Origin of the sequence: Sphingobacterium sp. UBA7625, assembly GCF_002484085.1 — a bacterium.
GTDB classification, from domain to species: Bacteria; Bacteroidota; Bacteroidia; order Sphingobacteriales; family Sphingobacteriaceae; genus Sphingobacterium; species Sphingobacterium athyrii.
Map to the genome: position 1 here is coordinate 14,155 of NZ_DLJD01000058.1, position 22,160 is coordinate 36,314.

The window sequence follows — 22,160 nt, forward strand, 5'->3', positions numbered from 1 at the left end:
GAGTCTAATTGGTTAAAATCTAAGGTCCAATCCCAAGCTAAAGTTTTTTGTGATCGGGTAATTACTATTATCAACACCTCCTATCACTTCAGGATCAAAGCCAGAATACTTGGTCCAGGTGAACAAATTCTGTCCTGAAAAATAAAACCGCAACCGTCCTGCATGCAGACGTTTGGCTACAGCCTCAGGCAAGGTATAACCTACGGTCAGATTTTTCAGACGCAGGTATTTTCCCTGCTCTATAAAACGATCTGAATTACGTGTATTTTTATTGGGGTCGCTGTAAATCGCTCTGGGCACCTCGTTACTTGTTCCCTCAGCGGTCCAACGATCAAGAACCTTAGTCGTCTGATTTCGTATGGTATACATACCCTCCAAGGTAACCCTATTGGCATTATAGATCTGGTTTCCGGATACCCCTTGAAAGAATACTTCAAGATCGATATTTTTATAGGACAACTTATTATTTATGGCAAAACTCCAACTTGGTGTTGGATTGCCCAAATAGGTACGATCATAGTCATTGACGACTCCATCTTTATTGATGTCCCTAAATTTGATATCGCCGGGTGCCGTACTATTGGCTGGATCAGCCCCTTGGTATTGATAAGCATAACTATTCACTTCGGCCCAGTTCTGAAAAATACCATTGGTCAAATAGCCATAAAATGATCCAACAGGCTGTCCAATGGTATGGGACTGATAACCATAGTAAATAGGTACATCGCCATCAAGTCTAACGACCTTATTTCTATTATAGGAGATATTGAAATCGGTATTCCAAACCAATTCTCCTTGTAGGTTTTGGCTACGTAAACTCAATTCCCAACCCTTGTTTTCTACCTCTCCGGCATTGATCATTGGGGTGTAGCTGTCTGAATATCCTGTCGTAATGGGTACGCTCATTTTGACGAGCATATCTGAGGTTTTTTTGATGTAAGCATCCATCGTTAACTGGATCCTGTTTTTGAAAAAACTTGCATCAATTCCAACATTCTGTTGTTTGATCGTTTCCCAGCGTATACCTGGGTTAGGCATAACGAGTGGGTACAATGTCGAAACGGGAATACCATTGAAAACATATTGACCAGTTTTTAAGCGGGCTGATGCAGCATAATTGTCCAACACGGCCTGATTACCGGTAACTCCATAACCGATACGGAGTTTAACATCGCTCCAAAAATCATTTTTGTTAAAAAAAGACTCTTCAGAGATACGCCAGGCGGCAGAAAAAGAAGGAAAAGTCCCCCAACGGTTGGCCGAAGCAATTCTTGATGTACCATCACGACGTATAGTGGCGGTAAGGAGATAGCGATTTTTAAATGTATAATTGGCGCGTCCAAAGAATGACAATAGCGCCCATTCATTGCGGCTCCCACCTACGGTTGGATCCAACAAACCATTGTTTAACTGGTTATTATTGTCGGAAAGAAATTCCTTGATACTTCCATTCATGTAATTATAATCATTGTTTTGCGCACTAGATCCTATCATCATATTGACTTCGTGTCCACCCTCGAAAGTATTTGCATAAGTGAGGGTATTGTCCCACAAATAGGTTAGGCTCTTGTTGAAGCTTTCACTCCGATAGGAATTGGGAACAGGGATGGGTTTCCAATTGTATTTAGGCGAAAAGGTCATATTGTCCCAAGCCTTATAATCAAGGCCAAGCAAAGTTTTGAAGGTGAAATGTTTAAAGAAACTTGCTTCCGCATAGATATTTCCAAGAAGATTATAGCCTTTCGTTGTATTTTGTTCGAGCATGGCGGTACCGATTGGATTGCGCAGGTCGCCATAGAATATAGCTTCATTTCCAGGGCCTGAATAGGTGCCATCTTCATTAAAAATTAGCTGTGTAGGCAATGAGGCCAGCGTATTCAATACACTATAGGAACCGTTGTGTTTTATATCATGGCTTAGCGTGAGTGTATTGCCCAATTTGAGCCATGCTGTCTGTTTAGCTTCATTGTTAAACTGAAAATTATACCGTTTGTATTCGGTGTTTTTCACGATGCCATCCTGATTGAGTATACCAGCAGAGACATAGTACGTATTCTTTTCGCCACCACCGGAATAACTAAGGGCATAATTAGCCAGTTTACCTGTCTGTAAAAGCGCATCCAACCAATCTGTTCCCTGGCCAAGCAATGTAGGATCGGCAAAATCCGGTCGTTGACGGTTATTGTTGTTGGCCATCATCTCATTGTGCAGCGATGCAAACTGTTGTGCATTAAGCATTTTGGGTAGGCTGGTTGCCTGCTGAATCGCGTAGTTAGCACTTGCTGTAATACTGCCTTTATTTTTATTACCCTTTTTTGTTGAAATCAATACAACACCATTGGCTCCTCTAGAACCATAAATGGCAGTAGCAGAGGCATCTTTGAGGATATCGATTGTCTCCAAATCATTCGGATTGAGCGCGTTGAGAGACAGATCCGTTGGAACGCCATCAATCACTAACAATGGTGCGCTATTGTTGATTGACCCCAGACCCCGGATCTGTATGGACACATTGCTTCCGGGCGCGCCTGAGTTAATAACTTGTACACCAGAGGCACGTCCTTGAAGTGCTTCGCCAACATTTGCCACAGGCTTATCTTTCATTGCCTCAGCACCCACAGATGCTAAAGAACCCGTCAGATCTTTCTTTTTAACGGTCCCATATCCGATAACAACCACTTCGTCGAGTGCTGTGTTATCCTTGACTAGTATAATATCATAAATTGATGCATTGTCGACTTTTACTTCTTGAGTCTTGTAGCCGATATAGGAAATACTCAAAACTGAACCATGTGCAATGGTCATTTTAAAATGGCCATTTCGATCTGTCTGTACTTGTTGGGTTGTCCCTTTGTTGCTGACGGAAACAGCTTCAATAGCTAGCCTGTTTTCGTCTTTTACAGTACCCTGAATCTCCCTTTGTTGTGCAAATGAATTTAAACTGATCAAAATCATTAAAAGCATGAGAATGGGATACGTAAAACGTAATCGCCCCTGGTTTTTCATAAAATTTGATTTTTACGTATTACTTATAATTGTTATTTAATTTCGACTTGGAAACTAATGTCAAATCGTCCCCTAACTGGTTTATCCAAAAATAGGAGGATCAGAGGGCAGATAAAAGGGCTGTGTCAGCGAATATAGAAACAACAAAAACGTAAAAACCTAAAAAACAAGTAATTATATAAAATATCGTAAAGAAATATATAGAAGATCAGCTTAATAATTTAGGGCTTTTCGACCTATTTTTGTGACCAATTCATCAAAATCTTCGCGCGGAACAGCAGCTTTATTTCTGAATTTGGTCCGATAGGTATAAATGGTATTGGTTGAATAGTGCAGAAAACGGGCTATCTTTGCACTATCTGTAATACCCAAACGAATCAATGCAAAAATACGGAGTTCGGGGCTCAGTACTTCATTTGGCTTCAAGACAACTTGCATATCTGCGACTAATAGTGCATTGAAATCTTCCACAAAGTTCGGATATAAATGCAAAAATACATGATCAAAAGTGGCATATAATTCTCTTACTTCATGGTCGATCATATCGCGTGATTTAAGCATCTGCTTGAGCTCTTCGATCTTCTTGGCCATGACCATTTTGTTGAGCGAAATCTGGAATTTTTCGAGCTTGTCAATATATAAGGAACATAAATTTAGGAACTCGCCGATATAGGCTTCTTTGATATGATTGGTTTCTGCTAACTCACTATTCATAGACAGCACTTCGCTATTGGTGGTATGAAGCTCGTCATTGGTTGTATTCAATTGCTGATTTAGCTCCTGCAATTTTTGATTGAGTTCGAAGAGTTCTCTACGGACGCGATTTACCCGCTTCATCTGTCTATATATCAAAATAACTGCTATGATGAGGCACAACGATAGGATACTGACAATCGCTAGAAAGATTGTCAATTTTGCCTTTTGTTGTAATTCGTTTTCCTGATAGGCTGAGTTTATAATCGGGAATATTTGTGAGGCCTCATACGTCCTAAAACGAGCATTGCAAAATATAGCATCCTCCATCGACGATTTGATACAACTATAGGCTTCTTCAATATGATTTGTTTTATACAATAAAGTCGCAAGTGCCTGCATCGAGGCGTTCTCTTTGATGGCATTTTTAATGTCACTAATAGCAGACAGCGTCAAATATTTGCGTTGAAGGTCAACATTTCCTTCCTTTTCGTAGATATTGGCCAGGGCATAACATAAGATAGCATGTTCATGATCTTCTTTTCGGGAAAGATCAAGCATATACATCAACGTCTTTTTCGCTTCCTCAAATTTCCCTTCATCATGGAGCTTTTCAGCATAAACAATACGGTATTGACTACTTGTCGTATCCAGTTCACTTAAAAGCGAATCGCGATAGCGGTCACTCCGAATGGCATACTGCCGATCATCAGTGTTTGAAAATGAATAAAATTTATAGAGCCTTTTCCACGCATCGTAATACTTGATCAATAGTTCTCTAGGAAGCTTATTTTTCTCTGCAGTAGCCAATATCTTATAGGCGTCAATATACATACCTGCTGTGAAATAAAATGAAGCAAGATCCAGATTACTATCATTGACTTGAAAGGAATCGCCACTCGTTTGCGCTAACTTTACATTTTCCCTAGCATATATAATCGCAGAATCTAGTTTATATGAAGCATATTCTTGGTAAAGGAGCTTGTTTAATTCGTATTGTCCGGAAGTGTTATTTGTTGATTTCTGAAGCTGTCGTACCAAATCGTCTATTCTGGCTTCTTTAATGGCCATAAATTCTTCCTTTTTGTCGATCACCTGAAGCAGTTGTATCAACGAAGTATCTTGTCCGATTCCTGCTTTACAGAGAATGAACGATATTGCAATCAACAACACACAAATGACACGTTTATACATGATAGCTTAAACAAAAGTGACGAAACGCAATAGTAACATTTTCTAGGCTTAAAACAAAACTAGTATATATTCTATATTTCAGAAAGAAAAAGTCAAAAAATCCAATATATAAGCTGGCATTGGCTAGATGATATTAAAATCTTTAATTGACTCAAGTCCATTATTAGTGAAAAACAGAGCTAATTTTATTTAAATTAGACATTAAACATTGCCGTCCCATTAAAGCTTAAAAAGTTTTCTGAAATACAGTTAGTTACAGAAATTTTTCGATTAAACGGATCATATTATGCTATATTTTAGCTCATATTACCATAAAAAGCCAGAAAGGATGGAGCAATTTTAATTTTAGTACCATGGATTCCCATTCCGCTTTATTTGAAGATATCCAAGTGATACGAACGGCATACCGCAACAGAGATGGATATTTTCTCAGAGCTGAAAGTTTTTATAATGTTGCCACGGCAGTAGATCAATATGAAGCCCAGAAATCCTATGGTGGATCGCTACACGAACGTTCTCACGGTGAAAGCTTTCTATCGTTATTGCATCATCGTCTAAACGGAAACGGACTCTATATTTTTGATGAGCCAGAATCAGTTCTGTCTATCATAAGCCAACTAAATATGCTAAGCCGAATAAAACAGCTTATAGAACTCAGATCGCAATTAATTATTGCAACACACTCCCCTATCCTAATGGCCTATCCCGAAGCAGATATCTATCAAGTATCTGAAAATGGAATAAAGCTGATTGCATACCAGGATACTGAACAGTATAAACTGATGAAGTATTTTATGAATAATCATGAACGGATGTTATCCGAACTAGGATTTGATCTGATCCTTTAACGCTGGACAAGAACCTACAAAGAACAATAGCCGAGGTGAATTACCATATCCATACGGGCCCACTCGATCAGATGCCAGTTTTAAATTAAACTGGGTTTTCAATTCATTGACCAACGTTTCGCTTGTCAATAAGCCCATCGGATTTCGGGACCTCACATCAGATAGCCCTTCAGATTTTTTCACTGAACCAGTGGCGTTAACAGCTGCTAAATTTTTTGATGCATGGGGAGTTTTTCGAACACATAATTGTTCCGAAGCCATTTTTTTATGATATCAGTTCGATTGAACGTAGTATTATTAAGTTTCTTTAATATTCGGAAAAATAAAGCGTTAAAAAAACTTTCAGATTCAAACTCTACTAGCGTATAAGCCCGATGTTATTGTTCATCGCTTATATAATCCCGAAAATTGATGACTGAAATCACTACGTTAAAAATTGCTAAATAATAGAGGGACAAGGCTATTGGTTTTATAATTTTAATTATATTGTAAGTTCATTAATATTCGAAAAATATGAAATGTCCAAACTGTAACGAAACACTACTGATGACGGAACGTCACCGAATTGAAATTGATTATTGCCCAAACTGCAGAGGAATATGGCTGGATAAAGGAGAACTGGATAAATTGCTGGAACAAGCCAGCAATAATATGGACAACAGTAGCCAAGCTCACAATAAAGATGTTAGCGATTACAATAAGTACGAAAGAGAAAACTATCAATCAAAGCAATCCTACCGCGAAAATGACCACTATACGGACAATCACAAATATCCACATGGGCGAAAGAAGAAATCTTTCCTCTCCGATCTCTTTGATTTTGACTAAAAAGAGTGTAAAAGAGTTTGCCATTAATAGATGATTCAGAACAAAGAAAGTAAGTACAAACATAACTGTCTGAATGATAAATACAGGGTAAAGTAGATCTCCTTCGGCATAGCGATATCCAAAACTTACAATCGGTACCGGAAATGTAAATACAAGTCCAACAACAAACCATTCGCTATAAAACGTATCGTCAAATGGGATAAATCTGGCAGGATAGTCATATCGGAAGCCCAGAAATAGATAAATCCACATCTTATTAAATGTGGATTTATTATTTATCCTAAGCCTGTTGTGGAGATTTTGATATCATTGACCAATTAGATCAGGCGATAGCGGCTTCAATTTCTCCCGTCGCCAATAACATATTTTCGTCCTTAAGCCCAGGCAACATCGTACCCTCTGTCTTGAAGACCTCTACATCTGATATCCCGATAAATCCAAAGAAAGTGCGAAGATACATTTCCATATTATCCACGATTCCATTGTCATAGATACCGCCAACCGCAAAGTTAAGATAGACCTTTTTATTTTTAAGAAGTCCTTTTACATGACCATCAGCATACGAAAATGTCTTTCCAGCGATCGAAATATGGTCAATCCAGGATTTCAATGTCGAAGGGATACTAAAATTAGTTGCAGTCACCAGTAGCTTTCCTTGTCAAACAACTAATTTGGCTTAATAAGCCATATATCCTCTCATCGGACGATTATTATATTTTCTTTTCAAAAATTTATTAATTTAGCTATGGCTCGTAGCATTGTCCAAGGTTTGTGCTAAATTGAACTTTTAGTCCAATTTAGCACAAACTATTGCCAAGCTGTGAACCGTTACCCATACTACTCAATCGACCGATATGACAAAATACTTTCCCGAAATACTAACCAATGAAAAAATTAACGACAGACACATTGAGTTTCGCAATGCGTTATTTGATTTAGACAAAAATGTAATCAGCGTAGAAAATTCACACTACCTGACAAATATTTACTACTCCACCAAACAACTTGACATTAGAAATAAGATTTTAAAACTTTTGTATGACTTTAATTTTGCGACATTGAAAGAATTCTTTGCAAATGCTTACAAGAAAGAACGATATTTAGATATGAAAATCTATGCTTTGCGTGGGCTTTCAAATTTTATGGAAGAGAAAGAGATTGCTAAACTGCTTGATAAGTTTAATCAAACATTAGCAAAAAGGCAAGAAACGACACCATATAATTACCAAGAATACGAATTATTAAGAGGGAAAAACGCTTTGCCTTTTTTAGTCGAAAAATTTGGATATAGCTGTTTCAAAGAAACCTTGGAACAAGTGAAGAAACAATATGATGCAATGCCAGATGCATTCAAAGGACATTTTACGACAGACGAAAACGGAGAAAGTGTCATGCTGAGAAAACCGGAAGAAACTAAAATTATGATGGATAAATTTTGGGAAAACGCAAGAAAGTAATACACAAAATGATACTGCTGATAGTAAAGGTTTGCTATCATCAATTAGAAAAGCTATTCCACAACTCAACTATTAATGCCTTTGCAAATATCTTTAATTCTATCTCGCTATAAAAACCTATATAGTACAACGATCGTCCAAAACTATCAAACTCAGCTAGCTCATTGCCATTTTCAAACCGACCTCGATACAACAGGTCAATAGTCCCAAATTCCTCAGAAACATCTTTGTCAAAAACAAATAGGCATGTATCCATAACGGCATCAATAAACACTACATCAACTAGATTATAGTTAACATCAGTTTCTAGATTGACACGTTTAAAAGTAAGGCGAAATTCGTTATATGCTGCATTGTATACCAATTTAATGCAGTCATAGTCGTTATGTAGATCAAGATGAGCATCATCCAAATCTACCGGTATAATATTTTTAAATAATTCAGATTTTGGTAAAATAATCTTCCTCTTTATTATTGCGCTAGCCATGTACTTACAAAGGATAATAAAACCTATCTCAACATCAATCCCAAAAGGTACATATTAGGTTTTCCATCATAGTGATCCCTGATACGTTGCTCAACATGGATCGCATTCCAAGTCGCCAATCTTTCAAGTCCAAAACATTCAGACTTAGTCACTTGATTTCTTATACCATTATAATCGATCCAACATAAGTCATCATTACCTATTTCCTGCACGAAAAAAGGAGTTGCAATTTTGAATTTCTCCTCCAGCGGCTTAATAGCCAAAACTTTCCATCTTTTAGAAGTTATAGCAGCCCAGCCAACATGAATGGAAAATAGAATATTCTTTTCTAATAGCACATCCAAGTCAATATCTTCCTTTGATGATTGGAAATCAAAGAAAACAAAAATATAATCTTCAATGATTCTTCCGAATACATAATAATCCTCTAAATCGACAACAAAATATGTTCCTAATTTAATTGGTATTTTCATTCTCTATTTTCAATAAATGAACGTTTCGATTACTTTTCGCTGACATCTCATTCTCCATTCGTTTTTTTAATTGTTCGAGTTCATTTTCAGAATAGTATCCGCCACAACTGACTGCTGATACACCATTGGGTATCGGCGCATTTACAAATGGAGCATCTAAAAGTACATTATCCACAATAAAAGCTATACGGTCTCTGTTTCGACTCGCTTTTTCTGTTGCCGCCGCCCATTTCAGAGTTCCAATTTCATCGAATTGCATAGCAATGGTTTTATCTTTTGTAGCATTTTCACTTATCGTGACAGATTCAAAATTTGAAACTGTCAGAATAGGAACGCGGTGTAGAAATAAGATTGCGGTGGATTTATCCAGCTGCTTTGCGATAGCATTCGGGGCACCTTCTTTCACAACAAAGTACCAACCAGTGGAAATAATTGTATCCTGATCACCGCTAGAAACCTCATTCTTTTCTTGATTTTGGGAATTAACATCCAATGACTGATTATTATTACCTGAGGCTGTCAATATTATCATCAGGTTTATCAAAAATACAAGGATACATTTCATAAATAGGCTTAACAATAATTTAAAAATAATAAATATTTTATGAATGAGTGAAAAGTATTATTGATGATGATCCCAAGTGGTGTTTTTGACTCACCTTTGAGCTATAGCATAACCTAAATCATCGATAGAAAGTCGAATGAAACTATTTCCAATCCGATGATCTATTCGTATTTTTTCCTTTTTTGGTTTTAGATGTAGATTTCGGATAAACTGGTTCTTCCCCACTTTTGGGTGTCAATATAAGCGTAACCTCCAGTAAACAAACACTATAGATTATTTACAATAATAAGATTAAAATTTCTTTTTGTTTAGCCGATAACGTATTTTTGTATAAATGAGCACAATAAAGGATATATCACAATTTCTACCCAAGTATTTATTTTGGGATGTCGATCCAAAGAATTTAGATATTGAGGATGATAAGGATTTTATTATCCCGAGAGCTCTTATGGCCACAACAGCTGAAACATTCGCAAAAGATATACAACCATTGGAGCAACTTTATAGTAAAACCCAAATTGTTGCTGAGCTTAAAAAAACAAAAGAACGCATTAGTAATGAAGTTTGTAAGCTAGTTGCCCATCGCTATCATGTAAAGCAATTTCTACGTTATAAGTAATGTCAGCCATTTCTTCTGGTCTTTTAAAGACTATTCATGAACTACAATCTTTCCAAAGCTTTCAAGGTTCGGCACTTGGCGGGGGTACTAATTTAGCTATTCGTTATGGTCACCGTATCTCAACAGATATAGACATTTTCTTCCCTTATATTATAGGCAAAGCTGGATATGAATCAATTGTAAAAGAGGTGAAAGAATATTATGACAGTCGAGTATTCGGTATTCAAACTGTATAGACAACGATGCGATCTCTTAAACGAGTTACTAAATGCATAATTGGGCGAGATAGTTAATATCAATAAGCCAAATGGAGGTATGGCCTTATGGGGCAATTTCGATTTTCCTTTGTCAAAAATCATAAATTTCGCATCTGCAAAAGGAATTAAATTTAATGGGACTATTTACAATCTAGAAGATGGCGGTCATTATAATGCCTTAAGATTTGGATTCGCGTCACTTCAAGAAGAAGAGATTATTAAGTCTATTGATATCATCAAAGATGCAATACGTACCTTAAAATAATTATTATCTAATTTAATATTTGTTGTACTGCAATTTAATAATTGGAGATTGAACAACGAATGATTTATATTTAAAAACTGATTATTTTGTGACATAAAATTAGCGTTCTATGAAACGTAGTATTGCTGTATGGCAATTTATATTGGGTGACCTCCGGATCAAGTGGTTGGGACCATCGCTACCGGTCAGTTAAAACAATTGTGCCAATCTTGCTGTTTAGCAACAGCAGTATAATAAAGAATAATCAATAGTAATTCTTAAAGTAGATGAACTAAATTTGAGTTTTAAATTGCGAAGCATGCCAAAAAGTGATTCTATTTTATTGAACAGAATGGATTCCAGCAGCAGTATTGCTGTGGGAATATGGGATGGTTCAACTCCTGGCATTGTAAAAGCGCAAAACCCCCACAGGCATGACCATTATACCTGTATGCTTGTTGAAGTTGGACAGTTGGAGGTCCTATTTGATCTTGACAATTTAACTATGCCTGCCGGAACACTTTTTGTCTGTCCTCCGCACCAGGTTCACCAGATCACCAAGTCTGTTGGGACATCTGGTTATTATATCTCTTTTGAAGGCCACCACCTTACGCAATCAGCAAAGGATATGCTTGATGCATCTTTAAATGAAACTATTATCTTATCACTCTCCGAGCTTGAGCACCAATGGTTCACGTCAATTCTGGAGTCCCTAAAAAATTTGGACAGTATAAATATTACTGCGAGCAGCGAGGTCCAACAGCCCTTGCTGTCAGCTTTTATAACTCAGACGGTAATTTGTCATGAGCGCACATTGACAGCTAGCTCCACAAGCCATAGCCTCAGGGTAATCAGCATAACCAAAGAATTCAGGAATTTCGTGCGGACCGATTACCGTAACCTCAAACGCCCCTCAGAATATGCCGAAAAGTTAAATATCTCGGTAGCACACCTGAACGATGTTGTTAAAAAGGTGACCGGCTTATCCGCATCAGCACTGATCCAGAAGGAAATACTGAGCGAAGCACAGCGCCTACTCTATTATTCGCAATTGAGCGTTAAAGAAATTTCGGACCAGCTAGGCTATAAAGATACAAAGTACTTCATCAGGCTTTTCACAAAAAAAGCTGGCCGGTCACCGGGTGATTACAGGAAGACACTACGTTCAAATCCGGAGCAGGATTAGACAAACCATCCTATTAAACTTAATTACTATTCCATTTTTTGTCCACCTTTTACCTTTGTTTGTCAGTTTTCCTGCATTTATTTTTTGATCAATTTTGTACTATAGTTAACTGTACAGTATAGTACATTTTTTAATATAAATTCTTAGGTCTTATGGAAGGTCATAATTTAATAGAATATCCAACTTACAAATTATCAACCACCCCTGAAGGTATTGTTGATTCTCTTTTGGATCATTTTAATTCCAGGAATATTGAAACTATGCTCGGCTTCTATGAGGATGATGCCGTCATTATCAGTAGCAATGGAGAACCCAGACGCGGAAAAAAAGAGATCGCCCGTGAGCTGCAGCAGTCATTCGGATTCAGCCTGCCAATAAAAATTACTGGTAGGAAGATCTATTCTACCGATAATTTGGCCTCATTGGTATTGGAGTGGAAAATCGTTGGGACAGGCAATAACGGCGAAAAAGTAGATATTACTGGAACTTCGAGCGATTACGCAAAGAAAGGATCTGACGGATATTGGAGATGCTGGTTTGGAAATCCATTCGGTGTACAGGTAAGCAGCTTATTTTAATCAATTTCACAATTTATATAATTCACAAATGAAAATCTTAGTAATCGGTGGTACAGGTCTTACTGGAAGGCTGGTCACAAAAAAACTGGCAAACCTTGGTCATCAGGTGGTCATTGGCTCGCCTTCACATGGAGTAGATATCATAACAGGAGCAGGTCTTTCCCAAGCATTGGAAAACACTGAAGTGGTTATAGATCTATCCAACTCTTCCTCTCCTGAAGAAGAAAATGCAATCCATTTTTTTCAGAACGCAGGAAAGAATCTGGTGCAAGCAGAGCTGGCTGCAAACATCAGACATCACCTAGTTCTTTCCATTGTCGGAACGGACGATGCACTACAGATCGGATATCTTCGCGCAAAGAAATATCAAGAAGATAATATCAAGAACTCAGGAATCCCATATACTATAATTCGTTCAACACAGTTTCACGAGCATACCGATGCGATAATCGCAGTACAGGGAAATGAGGAGGAAGTATTTGTTTCCAAGATCGACTATCAGCCCATTGCGCTGGAAGATGTAACAGATTACATTGTACAATTTGCACTCGAAGAGCCCAAAAATGGCACTGTCGAGATTGCGGGGCCTACCCGGGCAAATATGGATGATTTTGTTGCAAAATATATCGAGATAATCGGAAAGCCTATAAAGGTTGTTTCTGACGAAGAGAGCAAATATATGCATCTTGTTGTCCCTAGATCACTGCTTGTTCCTGCTGGACAATATAATGCAGGAAAGACTCATTTTGAGGATTGGGCACTGCGTACTTTGGAATTTAAGGAATAACAATTATCAGTTCTTTAAATGATTTTTGATAAGTATTTATCTTAAATGCAGGTCTGTAGCAACCTGCATTTATTTTTTGATTAACATTTGAATATTAGGGTTTGAATTTTAATATAAGAAAGGGCGGACAAGCCAAACCATATGATTTAGCTTATTTACTTCAAGTGTATTTTTTTGAAAGATCTTGTTTCTGCCAACAGATTAGCATGGACTATGGATAGAAAATATACCGTCTAAATTTCTCAAGTACATCTCTGGTTAAGGTAAAATGAAGTTCCCCTGAATATGCATGATCATCATTAAATGCCGTTTGAAATTTGTTTTGCTACTTCATTTGGAGTTTTCCCGAACTCCTTCTTGAACGCAAATGAAAAATGCGACAGATCTTCGAAACCTACCTCTAGGTACACTTCACTCGGCTTCCGGGATTGCTCAGCAAGCTGAAAATAGGCCTCCTGTAACCTTTTCTTCTTGAGCCAGATGCCGGGAGTGGTTCCAAAAGCTCTTTGAAAATCCCGCTTGAACGTTGATAAGCTTCTTCCCGTGAAAAATGCAAATTTCTCCAGACTGATGTTGAATCTGAAATTTTTGTTCATATATTCCTTTAAGTTGATTCTAAATGGCAAAGAGAAACTGAACAAAATATCGACTAGGTCAGGATCAGATTTCAATAAAATCAGGAGTAGTTCTTCTCTTTTAATATCAGCAAAATCCGCACTGATCTCAAGGTCTCCGGTGTAATAGGGTTCGAGCGATGTAATAAAATTCTTTATAAGCTTATTTTCTGGTATAAATATGTATGAATCTCCAATGACAGAGGGTTTTGCTTCATAAGCATGCCGTTCAAGGAACCTTTTCAGAAATGCTTCATCCAGGGTGATGATAATTTTTTCAAAGGCATCATTGTCCTTATATTTCGTATAACGTACCAAATGATTTTTCCGGGCGATACAATAATCGCCCGGTGTTATTGTGTAGCTTTTCTCGCCGTCATAAGCCTTCATGCTTCCTTTCAATAAGTATAGGAAATAATTTTCCGCTATGAAATTTTCGGGTGAAATCTCCGGACCGAGGTGACAGGATTGGATATTGTTAACTTTCATGCTTTACCAAATATACTAAGCCACAGATTAATTCTGGACATTACTGAGTTTAAAGCTGTCCACGCTTGCAAGAATTGCTTCTTCTTTTGGGCGGGGATGCCAACCCAGTGCTACCGTTGCTTTTTTGTTTGACATCACTGTATACTGATCTGTCGGAGTTGGCTGCATAGGGGCTATGTTTCCGGACAGCTGCGGTCGCTCCTTTCTGATCAGCTCAGCCACATCATAAAAACTCATCGCACCTGTCGATGTCGCAAGGAATCGCTCACCGGCAGCATCGGGGTGCAACATGGCCTTAATGTGGATATCGGCAACATCGCGTACATCCACCACTCCGAAGGTAAACGGTGCATTTTCCTTGATGGATCCCTCAACAATTCCTTTAACGACAGTATCCAGGGAGGCTGAAGAAATTCCACCCAAGATGGGGCCAAATATTCCGACTGGATTAATGACCGTCAATTCCATGTCAGAAGCATGATTCTTTATAAATTCCCATGCGGCCTTTTCCGCTATTGTTTTTGATTTTATATAAGGCTGTATAAGTGCATTTTCATCCGTCCAGTCAAGTTCCGTAAAAACATGATTTTTGGGATCAATGCTATAACCAATAGCCGCAAAAGAGGATGTAAGCACGACACGTTTAACCCCCGCCTTTTTCGCAGCTTTCAACGCGCGTAAAGTACCTTCCCTTGCGGGGATGATAAGTTCATTCTCATCTTTGGGCTGCTCCGCCACAAATGGTGATGCTACATGTAGGACGTAATCACAGCCTTTCGTAGCTTCATCCCAACCGTTATCCGATAGCAGATCGGCCTGATAAAATGAGACCTGATCAAAAGTACTAATCCCACCTTCGCTCAGGGCATCCAAGATTTCGTTCTTACGTGAAAGCGTTCGCAGCGTGGTTCTTACGTTAAATCCTCTCTTCAATAATGCAAGAATCGTATTTACGCCTAAAAATCCGGTACCACCGGTTACTAAAACTCTCGTATTGTTCATTTTGGATTGGATATTAAAATTTATAGGTTAACTGTGTGGCATTTTCAGCATAGACCCAGAGCTTATTTGCAAGAACTTCATCTTTCATGGCCGGGGTGCTGTGGACTGACAGCGCGGGATATCCTGCATATTCTTTTTCTCCGTCCGGGCCATAGAAATCCCCGCCCTTGACCGATGGATCAGTGGCTGCGAATAAGCTAGGAAGGGCTCCCTGCCAAGGTTCCATGACCTGGTCAAAGGAGGCAAACATCCCTTCTAGGTTCTCACCCGGGATATTCCGCTGTAGATCAGTTCGCGTAACGCCAGGATGTGCTGCCACTGAAATGGCTGAGATACCGGCATTTTTGAATCTTCTGTCCAGCTCGTAGCTAAACAGGATATCTGCCAGCTTGCTGATAGCATATTCACGCCATTCATCATAGTTTTTTTCAAGCCTGAGATTATCAAAATCTATCGTATTAACTAAAGTGGCTGCGCCGCTGGAAAGTGTTACCACCCTGGAATGCGATGTTTTTTTTAGTAGTTCCAGCAAATGTCCTGTCAAGGCAAAATGACCGATATAGTTTACCCCGAATTGCAGCTCAAATCCGTCAGCTGTTTTGGAAGCTGGCGGAACCATCACCCCGGCGTTGTTTATAAGCAGATCAAGGTTCGAGTGCTTTTGCATAAAGTTTTCTGCAAATTTTTTAACACTGCTTAGATTGCCAAGATCTAGCACTCCAAAGCCCAACTCACCTTTTTCCACTGTCCCGGACCGGATTTTTTGAATGGCCATTTGAACCTTCTCAGGATCTCTTGCTGCTATGGTCACGCGCGCGCCCGCTTCATACAGTGCTTTTGCCGTTTCAAATCCTATACCGGTATTTGATCCGGTAACAATGGCTACTTTTCCTGATAGATCAGGGATATCAGTTGTTGTCCACATAATCCTATATTTTATTTCTGTACAAAATTCGGGGAATTGCTTTTAAGAAGTTTTGTTGTGGAGTTCAATTTAACTTTGTTGTGAGGGTCATGTTATTTCGCTGTTTTCGCCATGGCCGCATGATTTAGGATTTAGGGAGCTAATGAACGACTTCTTGTCCTTTTCATTAGCTCCGCTGTGTGGTACACATTTAATCTTCTATTTCAAGATGGGTGCTCAAGGCGATCCTGTTCCAGCCATTGATGGTCACAATAAGCATAATGATCTGAGCGATCTGGTTTTCAGTGAAAAATTCTGATGCCTGGCGGTAGGTATCTTCACTCAGCCCGCTGTGGTGAATAAGCGTTATTTCTTCTGTCATGGCCAATATGATCTGCTCCTGTTGCGTGAAGAATTTGGTTGCTTCTCTCCATGCACTTATCAGGAAGATACGTTCAGGGGTCTCACCATTTTTGATGGCATCTTTGGTATGCATGCTGATACAGTAAGCACAGTTGTTGATCTGTGACGCACGGATTTTGACTAGCTCTTTTAGCGTTTGTGAAATATCAATTTTTGAAAGATAACCTTCTAATCCTAACATCGCTTTGAATGCCTGTGGTTCTACCGTGCTGATGTTGATTCGTTTTTCCATTTTTCTTTTGTTTTAATTTGATACTACAAAATTGGAAAATTGAAATCGGGAAAAACTTAAACGGGTTTAAGAAAAATTCTTTTTACGGATTTCGCTCAGATATTCGGGTGTGAAGCCGAGATAGGAAGCAATCAGATATTGTGGGACCCGTTGCAGAAAAGCCGGATAATTTTTGAGAAATTGACGGTATAATTCTTCCCTGGAATGTTCATAAAGCAACTTGACGCGCATCTGTGCGGCGGCGTAAGCTTTCTGATAAATGCAGCGGAAATACTTTTCCATGACCGGGTGTTTTTCCAATAGCTCATCGTAGGCCTTCTGGCGGATTACCAAAATCTTGGCCGGCAGTACGGCCTGGATGTAAAATTCTGTTGGTATCTGGTTGATGTAGGAGAAAGTCTCTGTCATCCACCAGTTTTCAACAGCAAATTCAGTGGTCTGCTCGACACCTTTTTCATTGATAAAAAATTTTCTTAAAATTCCATCCAGCACAAAATAACTTGCTTTGCAAAATTGGCCTTCTGTTAGCAGGTTTTCCTTTTTTTTGAAAGTCTCCACCTGAAAATATCCGGCTATTTCCACAAATTCCTCATCGGAGACACAAATAAACTTCTGAATGTGTTTTTTGAATTGTTCGAGCATTATCTTAAGTCGGTTTTCACTATGATCTGCGCCTTTAAGATAATAAAAAATAGTGATCAATTAACTATTTTTTATTGCTCTATATCAATGATATGACTATCCTAAAATTTATATTGCTTGCACTTATATCAGCTGTTTGGTCACTGCGTTCTGCTACTGCGCAAAACACACTTCCTAGAAATCTAAAAGAAACAGCTTTATTCTTAAATCTTAACGTTTCAGACAGTCTAAAAAATGTAATCAAGCATATTGATGAGGAAGAGTTACATGAATTAACCGACAACGAGCTCGAAAGTGCATTTGAATTGATTGACTCGCTCCTTTCGTTTGGTAAATCTCCATTATTTACATATTTGAATAATAAAGGAATCCACAACTTAAAAAAGATGTGATATTAAAATACTATAAACAGCTGCTCTCAGCTAGTTATTATGTAAAAGAAGATTCTCTCCTTAAGGCATTTAAACCTAAGGAAAACAAATTGAAAAAGGAAATTAAAGAGCGAATGAATGCGGACACAATTGCCGGTATTTATATTCCGATAAAATACAGATAGCAGTCAATGCAAAAACAAGCATTTGACTATGCTACTGTTGAAGATGATTATGCTGGAATCTTAGATTTTTGTAAAAACGACCCATTACCTATGTTTTAACTAACCTATGATTACAATCAATTAAAAACAACTTTTGATAAAATAGTTTTGATTTTTTTCATTACCAGCTATCGGTCCGAAACGGTGAGGCCAGCAGCTGTTCCCTGTTGATCAGATTAGCATTCTCCGGATTATCACTCCAGGCATAGCGTACCGCCAAAGGGTGGGGTATATCCCTATGACTGACCACCACGGTATTGCCCTTGATAACAGCGTCCGCCCAGACAAACTGGCGATCCTCCCCAGCGATGGCAAAGTGTCTCAGTACCTGCCCGTCTCTGCTTGCCAGTCCAGTGCCTGCATCCTTAAAAAAGAGTAATATCCTATTGTGCTTGATTTCCATGCGCTCATAGGCGGGTCCTGTGCTTACCAAGTTTTCACCGTACACTAGTTTGCGGGCAGCCAGCAGCAACCGGGCAGCAAGGTCTTTTTTATTCAGGGGATGGATATCGTTCCACTCGCCAATATCATAGTTGACCGTCAGCGCTGTATAGGGGACCTCACGGGATACCTTAAACTGCGCTTCACGTATACCGGCCCATCCCGATTCAGAAGGACGCTCCTGTTTGCGCATATAATTAGGCAGCTGCACCAGCAAAAAAGGTAGCCGCGGGCGCTCCAGCGTCAGGCGCCAGTCTTTGATCAGCAGACGGAGATACTGCTCGTAGGTCTGCGGATTGCCAGTATTAGCCTCTCCCTGGTACCAGATCACGCCGCTCACTGCGACATCTTTTATCGGATAGATCATACCGTTATACAGCTTTGATCCCACTTCATTTATATTTTGGAGCCGCGGCAGATAGCTTTTGACCAGATCGGAATCCATACCCACCTGATATTTCCATGCTCCAGCCAGATTGATCTCGTTGTCATTGACCTGCAGCTTATAGGACTTGCCTTCCACAAATCCCCCATGACCGGTGTTGGACCGCAGGCGTATCGTCACGGTATTGTAACCTGCACGCAGGATACCTGCGCGTACAGCGTACTTGCGAGGCGGATACATATAGCCGGTGGCACCTACAAAGTGGCCATTAACAAATACCGAATCACTGTCGATCAGCGTTCCCAGATACAACATGCCGTACCGGCCCGCCAGTTCGGCCGGCAATTCAAATGATTTTCTAAAATAGAGCACTCCTTTGCTATCCAGCTGTTGATCCCGCCACCAGCCCGGCACGGTAAAGGTAGGCCAGCTGCTGTCGTCCCAGTCTGGTTTTATCCAGTCCCGGATACCCCGGTCCTGCTGCGCCAGCTGCATGCTGTCCAGTGCGGAGCGGTCGAGCAGCAGCCTCGGAAATTCTTTGAGCTGATCCTGGCTGATCCAGCTTTCGATGTTCGAGCCGCCGAGGCTCGACACGAGCATGCCCACGGGTACGCCGGTATGGGTGTAGCTCTGCTGTGCATAGAAATAGGCCAACGCCGTCCAGTTCATGACTTCCGAAGCCACAGCGGAGTACCAGCGCCCGCCACCGGCTATTTCGCTGCGGCGTTCCAGCACGCTCTGTGTCGGCACCTTAAAATAACGGATCATATGGTTATTGGATGAATTGATCTCCGGAAACCGTTCCACCAGCCTTTCTATCGGTGTCTCCATATTGGACTGCCCTGAGCAAAGCCACACATCGCCGATCAGGACATCGCGGACAGCGATCTCATTGACCTGCAGCAGATAGGGGCCTCCGGCTTTTTGTGCCGGCAACCTGATGGCCCAGTTACCGGCCGCATCCGCCTCGGTCTGGTAGCTTTGGCCACGAAAACGTACCGTTATTTTTTCACCGTTGACGGCCCAGCCCCAGATTTTCAGTTCGGTATCACGCTGCAGCACCATGCGGTCCGCTATCAGCGCAGGCAACCGCACTGCTGCGGACGCTAATGCAGCGTAGAGGAGCAGAGCTAAGGTCAGGGTAAGAGCACAAGCTTTTCTTTTTTTCATCTTCATAGATTGCAAATTCCACAAATAGCGGTGCAGGACTGCTCATCCTGTACAGATGGCATGTCCTGCAGTCCTATTAGTTATATCCCGGATTCTGGTAAGCTGCTTTTTCGGCTGCCGACATATCCATGGCATCCAGCTGTCCCTGCGGGATAGGCCGCAGGTAGTGGAAGGGTTGTATCGACCGGGTGAAGGTTGCTGGCGTGTGGTCACCTACATTCGAACCGGCAATACGATAGGTTTTAGCGATGTCGGACCAAGTCTGTGTACGCACGAGGTCATACCAGCGGTAGCCCTCACCATAATACTCACGCGAACGTTCGGCCAAGATGTAATTGAGCGTGATCTGAGCCGGCGTCGCAGCCAGCATTTCGGCACGGTGGTTGGCTTGCTTGGCCGTGTTGCCGTTGTTGTCCCAGCGCCATACCCCCGCGCGGCCGCGGATCACGTTGACCAGGTCGCGTGCGCTCTTGCCGGCTTTGGCCGTCGCACCCTTCACTGCCGCCTCGGCAGCGATAAAGTACAGCTCGGAAAACTTGGCAATATTGAACGGCCGCGTACTGCCCGCATTAGGTTGTCCCAGACCATTGCCATTGTCGGTGCGGTAAGGGCCCAGTTTCCACAGTCCAGGATAGACACGTCGACTGATGCCCTCCGGAGAGATCACGTAGTCGGCCCGGCCGGGGACTACACCCGCACCGATACTGCTCTTGTAGGTTTTGTTGTCATAGTTGATCGGCGTCTGTGGCTCCTCATTCAAAAAAGTCAGGATGGCCTCTCCCGGTTTGACGGGCATGTTATTGGCGTTGAACAGCGAAGGGTTGCTGATATTTGCCTTGTTCCAGTTACCGCGGTACACCGTGGTAAAGGTGCCGTCGTAGCGCGAGTCGTTGGTTTTGTCGGCAAAAGTCTCGGTCACCACATTAATCGTCGGTGCCATCCGTGTCCATGGGCGTCCCAGTGCCTGTGCGGCCTCCCGCTGTACCGAGTTCACTAGATCGGCGGTATTCCAGGCCGTTGTTTTGGAACTCGTGATCGACGTGTAATTCCAGGTCATCATCCAGCCCGCAAAGTTGTCGGGTGCACCACCACTGCCATAGCTCAGGCTGCCGCCGTTGTACAGTTCGCTGTCTTCGGTATGGTCAGCAAAGAGCAGAATCTCGTTGTTGCGGTCATTGGTCCCGACGTTTACATCGTAAAAGGTGGGCTGCAGGCCATACGGTCCTGGGTTTTCAATAGCAGCCACGGCCATGTCGTAAGCCTGCTGAAAATACCAGGCGCTGGTCTTACCGTCGGGATCCGTCCGTGCAGTCTCCGGATAAGTCGGTATATTTTTCGGATTTTCCAACCACCAGGCGTAGGTCAGATAGGCCTTTGCTAGATATAAACGGGCGACCGTTTTGCTGACGGCTCCCTTTAAGCGCGGTGCATCGGGCAGATCGCTAATGGCCTTGATCAGGTCGGGAAAAACTGCCTGGGTATACACCTCGGCCACGGTATTGCGTTTGGACTTACGTTCCACGGACGTGCTGTACTTGAGTTCGCCCCCACCCAGGTCGAGCGGCACACCCCCGAAAGTCTGCAGCAGCAGGAAATAATCAAATGCGCGGAAAAAGTGTGCTTCGGCGATGATCGCGGGCGAAGTGCCTACTGCCGGCGCATTCTCGATGATGCCCGAGGCCATGTTGATGTTGGGCAGGGCGGCCTGCCATGCCACATCCGCCCTGCTATTTACAGCCGTCATCGTACTGAGACCTGTAAGGTCCATCACCTGAAAGTTTTCGTCCGCGCTCTGCGCATAGGTCACTTCATCGGTCCCCGTCAGGCAGGCATTGTAATAATAAGCCTGTCCATAGATGTTGCGCAGGTGGGCATAGAGTCCCACAATACTGTTGTTGATACCGTTTGGTGTCTTAAAATCCCCCGGCGTAAAGATTCCTCTGGGCTGTTCATCTAAAAATTTGGAGCAGCTGTTCATGCCGAGCATCAGTGAACCAACGCAGAGCCCTATGATAAGTTTTGAATTGAAAGTTTTCATGCC

At 41.1% G+C, this 22,160-nt stretch carries 24 protein-coding genes; 10 read left to right on the top strand and 14 right to left on the bottom strand.

Annotation, left to right across the window (positions count from 1 at the left end; all coding sequences use genetic code 11):
* Positions 1-12 precede the first annotated feature (12 nt).
* Both B4G94_RS23950 and B4G94_RS23955 read right to left on the bottom strand, forming a co-directional pair.
* Entirely contained in the window at positions 13-3,006 is a 2,994-nt protein-coding gene (locus B4G94_RS23950) for a SusC/RagA family TonB-linked outer membrane protein (RefSeq protein WP_286862520.1), read from the bottom strand.
* 213 nt (positions 3,007-3,219) lie between these two features.
* The gene (locus tag B4G94_RS23955; RefSeq protein WP_286862521.1) at positions 3,220-4,893 is read right to left on the bottom strand and encodes a DUF6377 domain-containing protein; all 1,674 of its coding nucleotides are present in this window, start codon (positions 4,891-4,893) and stop codon (positions 3,220-3,222) included.
* Between the two features lie 353 nt (positions 4,894-5,246).
* Between B4G94_RS23955 and B4G94_RS23960 the strand changes: the two genes are divergently transcribed.
* On the top strand, positions 5,247-5,741 hold the full coding sequence (locus B4G94_RS23960) for a hypothetical protein (protein ID WP_286862523.1): 495 nt from the start codon (positions 5,247-5,249) through the stop codon (positions 5,739-5,741).
* Here the strand turns inward: B4G94_RS23960 and B4G94_RS23965 are convergent.
* Positions 5,718-6,002 (bottom strand): hypothetical protein, encoded by a 285-nt coding sequence (locus tag B4G94_RS23965; RefSeq protein WP_286862525.1) that lies wholly within the window; start codon positions 6,000-6,002, stop codon positions 5,718-5,720. The genes B4G94_RS23960 and B4G94_RS23965 overlap by 24 nt on opposite strands.
* Positions 6,003-6,254: 252 nt before the next feature.
* Here B4G94_RS23965 and B4G94_RS23970 point away from each other — a divergent pair, with 252 nt between their 5' ends.
* Positions 6,255-6,569: a zf-TFIIB domain-containing protein gene (locus tag B4G94_RS23970; RefSeq protein ID WP_108632628.1), complete on the top strand. Its 315-nt coding sequence runs from the start codon at positions 6,255-6,257 to the stop codon at positions 6,567-6,569.
* Between the two features lie 322 nt (positions 6,570-6,891).
* On the opposite strand, the gene B4G94_RS23975 is transcribed toward B4G94_RS23970, so the two are convergent.
* Positions 6,892-7,212 (bottom strand): NAD(P)H-dependent oxidoreductase, encoded by a 321-nt coding sequence (locus B4G94_RS23975; RefSeq protein ID WP_165306051.1) that lies wholly within the window; start codon positions 7,210-7,212, stop codon positions 6,892-6,894.
* Between the two features lie 211 nt (positions 7,213-7,423).
* Here B4G94_RS23975 and B4G94_RS23980 point away from each other — a divergent pair, with 211 nt between their 5' ends.
* Positions 7,424-8,026 carry a hypothetical protein gene (locus B4G94_RS23980; protein ID WP_286862527.1) on the top strand — a complete coding sequence of 201 codons (603 nt, stop codon included), beginning with the start codon at positions 7,424-7,426 and terminating at the stop codon, positions 8,024-8,026.
* Positions 8,027-8,066: 40 nt separating this feature from the next.
* Here the strand turns inward: B4G94_RS23980 and B4G94_RS23985 are convergent, their stop codons facing one another.
* From B4G94_RS23985 to B4G94_RS23995, 3 genes are read right to left on the bottom strand one after another with little or no spacing between them, the layout of a single operon-like run.
* Positions 8,067-8,513, bottom strand: a complete 447-nt coding sequence (locus B4G94_RS23985; RefSeq protein ID WP_286862529.1) for a hypothetical protein — start codon at positions 8,511-8,513, stop codon at positions 8,067-8,069.
* A gap of 23 nt (positions 8,514-8,536) precedes the next feature.
* Positions 8,537-8,986, bottom strand: coding sequence for an Imm26 family immunity protein (locus B4G94_RS23990; RefSeq protein WP_165306049.1), 450 nt, complete (start codon positions 8,984-8,986; stop codon positions 8,537-8,539).
* Positions 8,970-9,518, bottom strand: a complete 549-nt coding sequence (locus B4G94_RS23995; RefSeq protein ID WP_286862530.1) for a SecDF P1 head subdomain-containing protein — start codon at positions 9,516-9,518, stop codon at positions 8,970-8,972. The genes B4G94_RS23990 and B4G94_RS23995 overlap by 17 nt, the downstream gene beginning before the upstream one ends.
* Before the next feature lie 367 nt (positions 9,519-9,885).
* Here B4G94_RS23995 and B4G94_RS24000 point away from each other — a divergent pair, with 367 nt between their 5' ends.
* From B4G94_RS24000 to B4G94_RS24025, 6 genes are all read left to right on the top strand, one after another.
* The gene (locus tag B4G94_RS24000) at positions 9,886-10,170 is read left to right on the top strand and encodes a DUF6922 domain-containing protein (protein ID WP_286862531.1); all 285 of its coding nucleotides are present in this window, start codon (positions 9,886-9,888) and stop codon (positions 10,168-10,170) included.
* Positions 10,170-10,406, top strand: coding sequence for a nucleotidyl transferase AbiEii/AbiGii toxin family protein (locus B4G94_RS24005; RefSeq protein ID WP_286862532.1), 237 nt, complete (start codon positions 10,170-10,172; stop codon positions 10,404-10,406). The genes B4G94_RS24000 and B4G94_RS24005 overlap by 1 nt, the downstream gene beginning before the upstream one ends.
* Positions 10,407-10,446: 40 nt before the next feature.
* Entirely contained in the window at positions 10,447-10,692 is a 246-nt protein-coding gene (locus B4G94_RS24010; RefSeq protein ID WP_286862534.1) for a hypothetical protein, read from the top strand.
* Between the two features lie 298 nt (positions 10,693-10,990).
* Complete coding sequence (locus B4G94_RS24015; RefSeq protein ID WP_286862536.1) at positions 10,991-11,857, top strand: AraC family transcriptional regulator; 867 nt, start codon at positions 10,991-10,993, stop codon at positions 11,855-11,857.
* 152 nt (positions 11,858-12,009) lie between these two features.
* The gene (locus B4G94_RS24020; protein ID WP_286862537.1) at positions 12,010-12,435 is read left to right on the top strand and encodes a YybH family protein; all 426 of its coding nucleotides are present in this window, start codon (positions 12,010-12,012) and stop codon (positions 12,433-12,435) included.
* A 28-nt stretch (positions 12,436-12,463) separates the two neighbouring features.
* On the top strand, positions 12,464-13,222 hold the full coding sequence (locus B4G94_RS24025; RefSeq protein ID WP_286862538.1) for an SDR family oxidoreductase: 759 nt from the start codon (positions 12,464-12,466) through the stop codon (positions 13,220-13,222).
* A 299-nt stretch (positions 13,223-13,521) separates the two neighbouring features.
* Here B4G94_RS24025 and B4G94_RS24030 read toward each other — a convergent pair whose 3' ends face one another.
* From B4G94_RS24030 to B4G94_RS24050, 5 genes are all read right to left on the bottom strand, one after another.
* A complete protein-coding gene (locus B4G94_RS24030) occupies positions 13,522-14,325 on the bottom strand; it encodes a helix-turn-helix domain-containing protein (RefSeq protein ID WP_108632638.1) in 804 nt (267 codons plus the stop codon).
* Positions 14,326-14,352: 27 nt separating this feature from the next.
* Complete coding sequence (locus tag B4G94_RS24035; RefSeq protein WP_286862541.1) at positions 14,353-15,327, bottom strand: SDR family oxidoreductase; 975 nt, start codon at positions 15,325-15,327, stop codon at positions 14,353-14,355.
* 13 nt (positions 15,328-15,340) lie between these two features.
* Positions 15,341-16,252, bottom strand: coding sequence for an oxidoreductase (locus B4G94_RS24040; protein WP_286862543.1), 912 nt, complete (start codon positions 16,250-16,252; stop codon positions 15,341-15,343).
* Positions 16,253-16,442: 190 nt separating this feature from the next.
* Positions 16,443-16,886: a carboxymuconolactone decarboxylase family protein gene (locus B4G94_RS24045; protein ID WP_108632641.1), complete on the bottom strand. Its 444-nt coding sequence runs from the start codon at positions 16,884-16,886 to the stop codon at positions 16,443-16,445.
* A 66-nt stretch (positions 16,887-16,952) separates the two neighbouring features.
* On the bottom strand, positions 16,953-17,588 hold the full coding sequence (locus B4G94_RS24050; RefSeq protein ID WP_313533393.1) for a Crp/Fnr family transcriptional regulator: 636 nt from the start codon (positions 17,586-17,588) through the stop codon (positions 16,953-16,955).
* 32 nt (positions 17,589-17,620) lie between these two features.
* Here B4G94_RS24050 and B4G94_RS24055 point away from each other — a divergent pair, with 32 nt between their 5' ends.
* Positions 17,621-17,920: a hypothetical protein gene (locus B4G94_RS24055; RefSeq protein ID WP_108632643.1), complete on the top strand. Its 300-nt coding sequence runs from the start codon at positions 17,621-17,623 to the stop codon at positions 17,918-17,920.
* A gap of 324 nt (positions 17,921-18,244) precedes the next feature.
* On the opposite strand, the gene B4G94_RS24060 is transcribed toward B4G94_RS24055, so the two are convergent.
* Positions 18,245-19,444 carry a sialate O-acetylesterase gene (locus B4G94_RS24060; RefSeq protein WP_286862545.1) on the bottom strand — a complete coding sequence of 400 codons (1,200 nt, stop codon included), beginning with the start codon at positions 19,442-19,444 and terminating at the stop codon, positions 18,245-18,247.
* Between the two features lie 751 nt (positions 19,445-20,195).
* Complete coding sequence (locus B4G94_RS24065; protein WP_286862547.1) at positions 20,196-22,157, bottom strand: RagB/SusD family nutrient uptake outer membrane protein; 1,962 nt, start codon at positions 22,155-22,157, stop codon at positions 20,196-20,198.
* Between the last annotated feature and the right edge of the window lie 3 nt (positions 22,158-22,160).

Bases quoted from the DNA above. Each gene is read 5' to 3' on its own strand.
- B4G94_RS24060 (WP_286862545.1), bottom strand. From the start codon at position 19,444: ATGCAGCTGGCGCAGCAGGACCGGGGTATCCGGGACTGGATAAAACCA.
- B4G94_RS23950 (WP_286862520.1), bottom strand. From the start codon at position 3,006: ATGAAAAACCAGGGGCGATTACGTTTTACGTATCCCATTCTCATGCTT.
- B4G94_RS24005 (WP_286862532.1), top strand. From the start codon at position 10,170: ATGTCAGCCATTTCTTCTGGTCTTTTAAAGACTATTCATGAACTACAA.
- B4G94_RS24000 (WP_286862531.1), top strand. From the start codon at position 9,886: ATGAGCACAATAAAGGATATATCACAATTTCTACCCAAGTATTTATTT.
- B4G94_RS23990 (WP_165306049.1), bottom strand. From the start codon at position 8,986: ATGAAAATACCAATTAAATTAGGAACATATTTTGTTGTCGATTTAGAG.
- B4G94_RS24025 (WP_286862538.1), top strand. From the start codon at position 12,464: ATGAAAATCTTAGTAATCGGTGGTACAGGTCTTACTGGAAGGCTGGTC.
- B4G94_RS23955 (WP_286862521.1), bottom strand. From the start codon at position 4,893: ATGTATAAACGTGTCATTTGTGTGTTGTTGATTGCAATATCGTTCATT.
- B4G94_RS24030 (WP_108632638.1), bottom strand. From the start codon at position 14,325: ATGAAAGTTAACAATATCCAATCCTGTCACCTCGGTCCGGAGATTTCA.
- B4G94_RS24065 (WP_286862547.1), bottom strand. From the start codon at position 22,157: ATGAAAACTTTCAATTCAAAACTTATCATAGGGCTCTGCGTTGGTTCA.
- B4G94_RS24045 (WP_108632641.1), bottom strand. From the start codon at position 16,886: ATGGAAAAACGAATCAACATCAGCACGGTAGAACCACAGGCATTCAAA.
- B4G94_RS24035 (WP_286862541.1), bottom strand. From the start codon at position 15,327: ATGAACAATACGAGAGTTTTAGTAACCGGTGGTACCGGATTTTTAGGC.
- B4G94_RS23970 (WP_108632628.1), top strand. From the start codon at position 6,255: ATGAAATGTCCAAACTGTAACGAAACACTACTGATGACGGAACGTCAC.
- B4G94_RS23985 (WP_286862529.1), bottom strand. From the start codon at position 8,513: ATGGCTAGCGCAATAATAAAGAGGAAGATTATTTTACCAAAATCTGAA.
- B4G94_RS23960 (WP_286862523.1), top strand. From the start codon at position 5,247: ATGGATTCCCATTCCGCTTTATTTGAAGATATCCAAGTGATACGAACG.
- B4G94_RS23965 (WP_286862525.1), bottom strand. From the start codon at position 6,002: ATGGCTTCGGAACAATTATGTGTTCGAAAAACTCCCCATGCATCAAAA.
- B4G94_RS24055 (WP_108632643.1), top strand. From the start codon at position 17,621: ATGACTATCCTAAAATTTATATTGCTTGCACTTATATCAGCTGTTTGG.
- B4G94_RS23980 (WP_286862527.1), top strand. From the start codon at position 7,424: ATGACAAAATACTTTCCCGAAATACTAACCAATGAAAAAATTAACGAC.
- B4G94_RS24040 (WP_286862543.1), bottom strand. From the start codon at position 16,252: ATGTGGACAACAACTGATATCCCTGATCTATCAGGAAAAGTAGCCATT.
- B4G94_RS24020 (WP_286862537.1), top strand. From the start codon at position 12,010: ATGGAAGGTCATAATTTAATAGAATATCCAACTTACAAATTATCAACC.
- B4G94_RS23995 (WP_286862530.1), bottom strand. From the start codon at position 9,518: ATGATAATATTGACAGCCTCAGGTAATAATAATCAGTCATTGGATGTT.
- B4G94_RS24015 (WP_286862536.1), top strand. From the start codon at position 10,991: ATGCCAAAAAGTGATTCTATTTTATTGAACAGAATGGATTCCAGCAGC.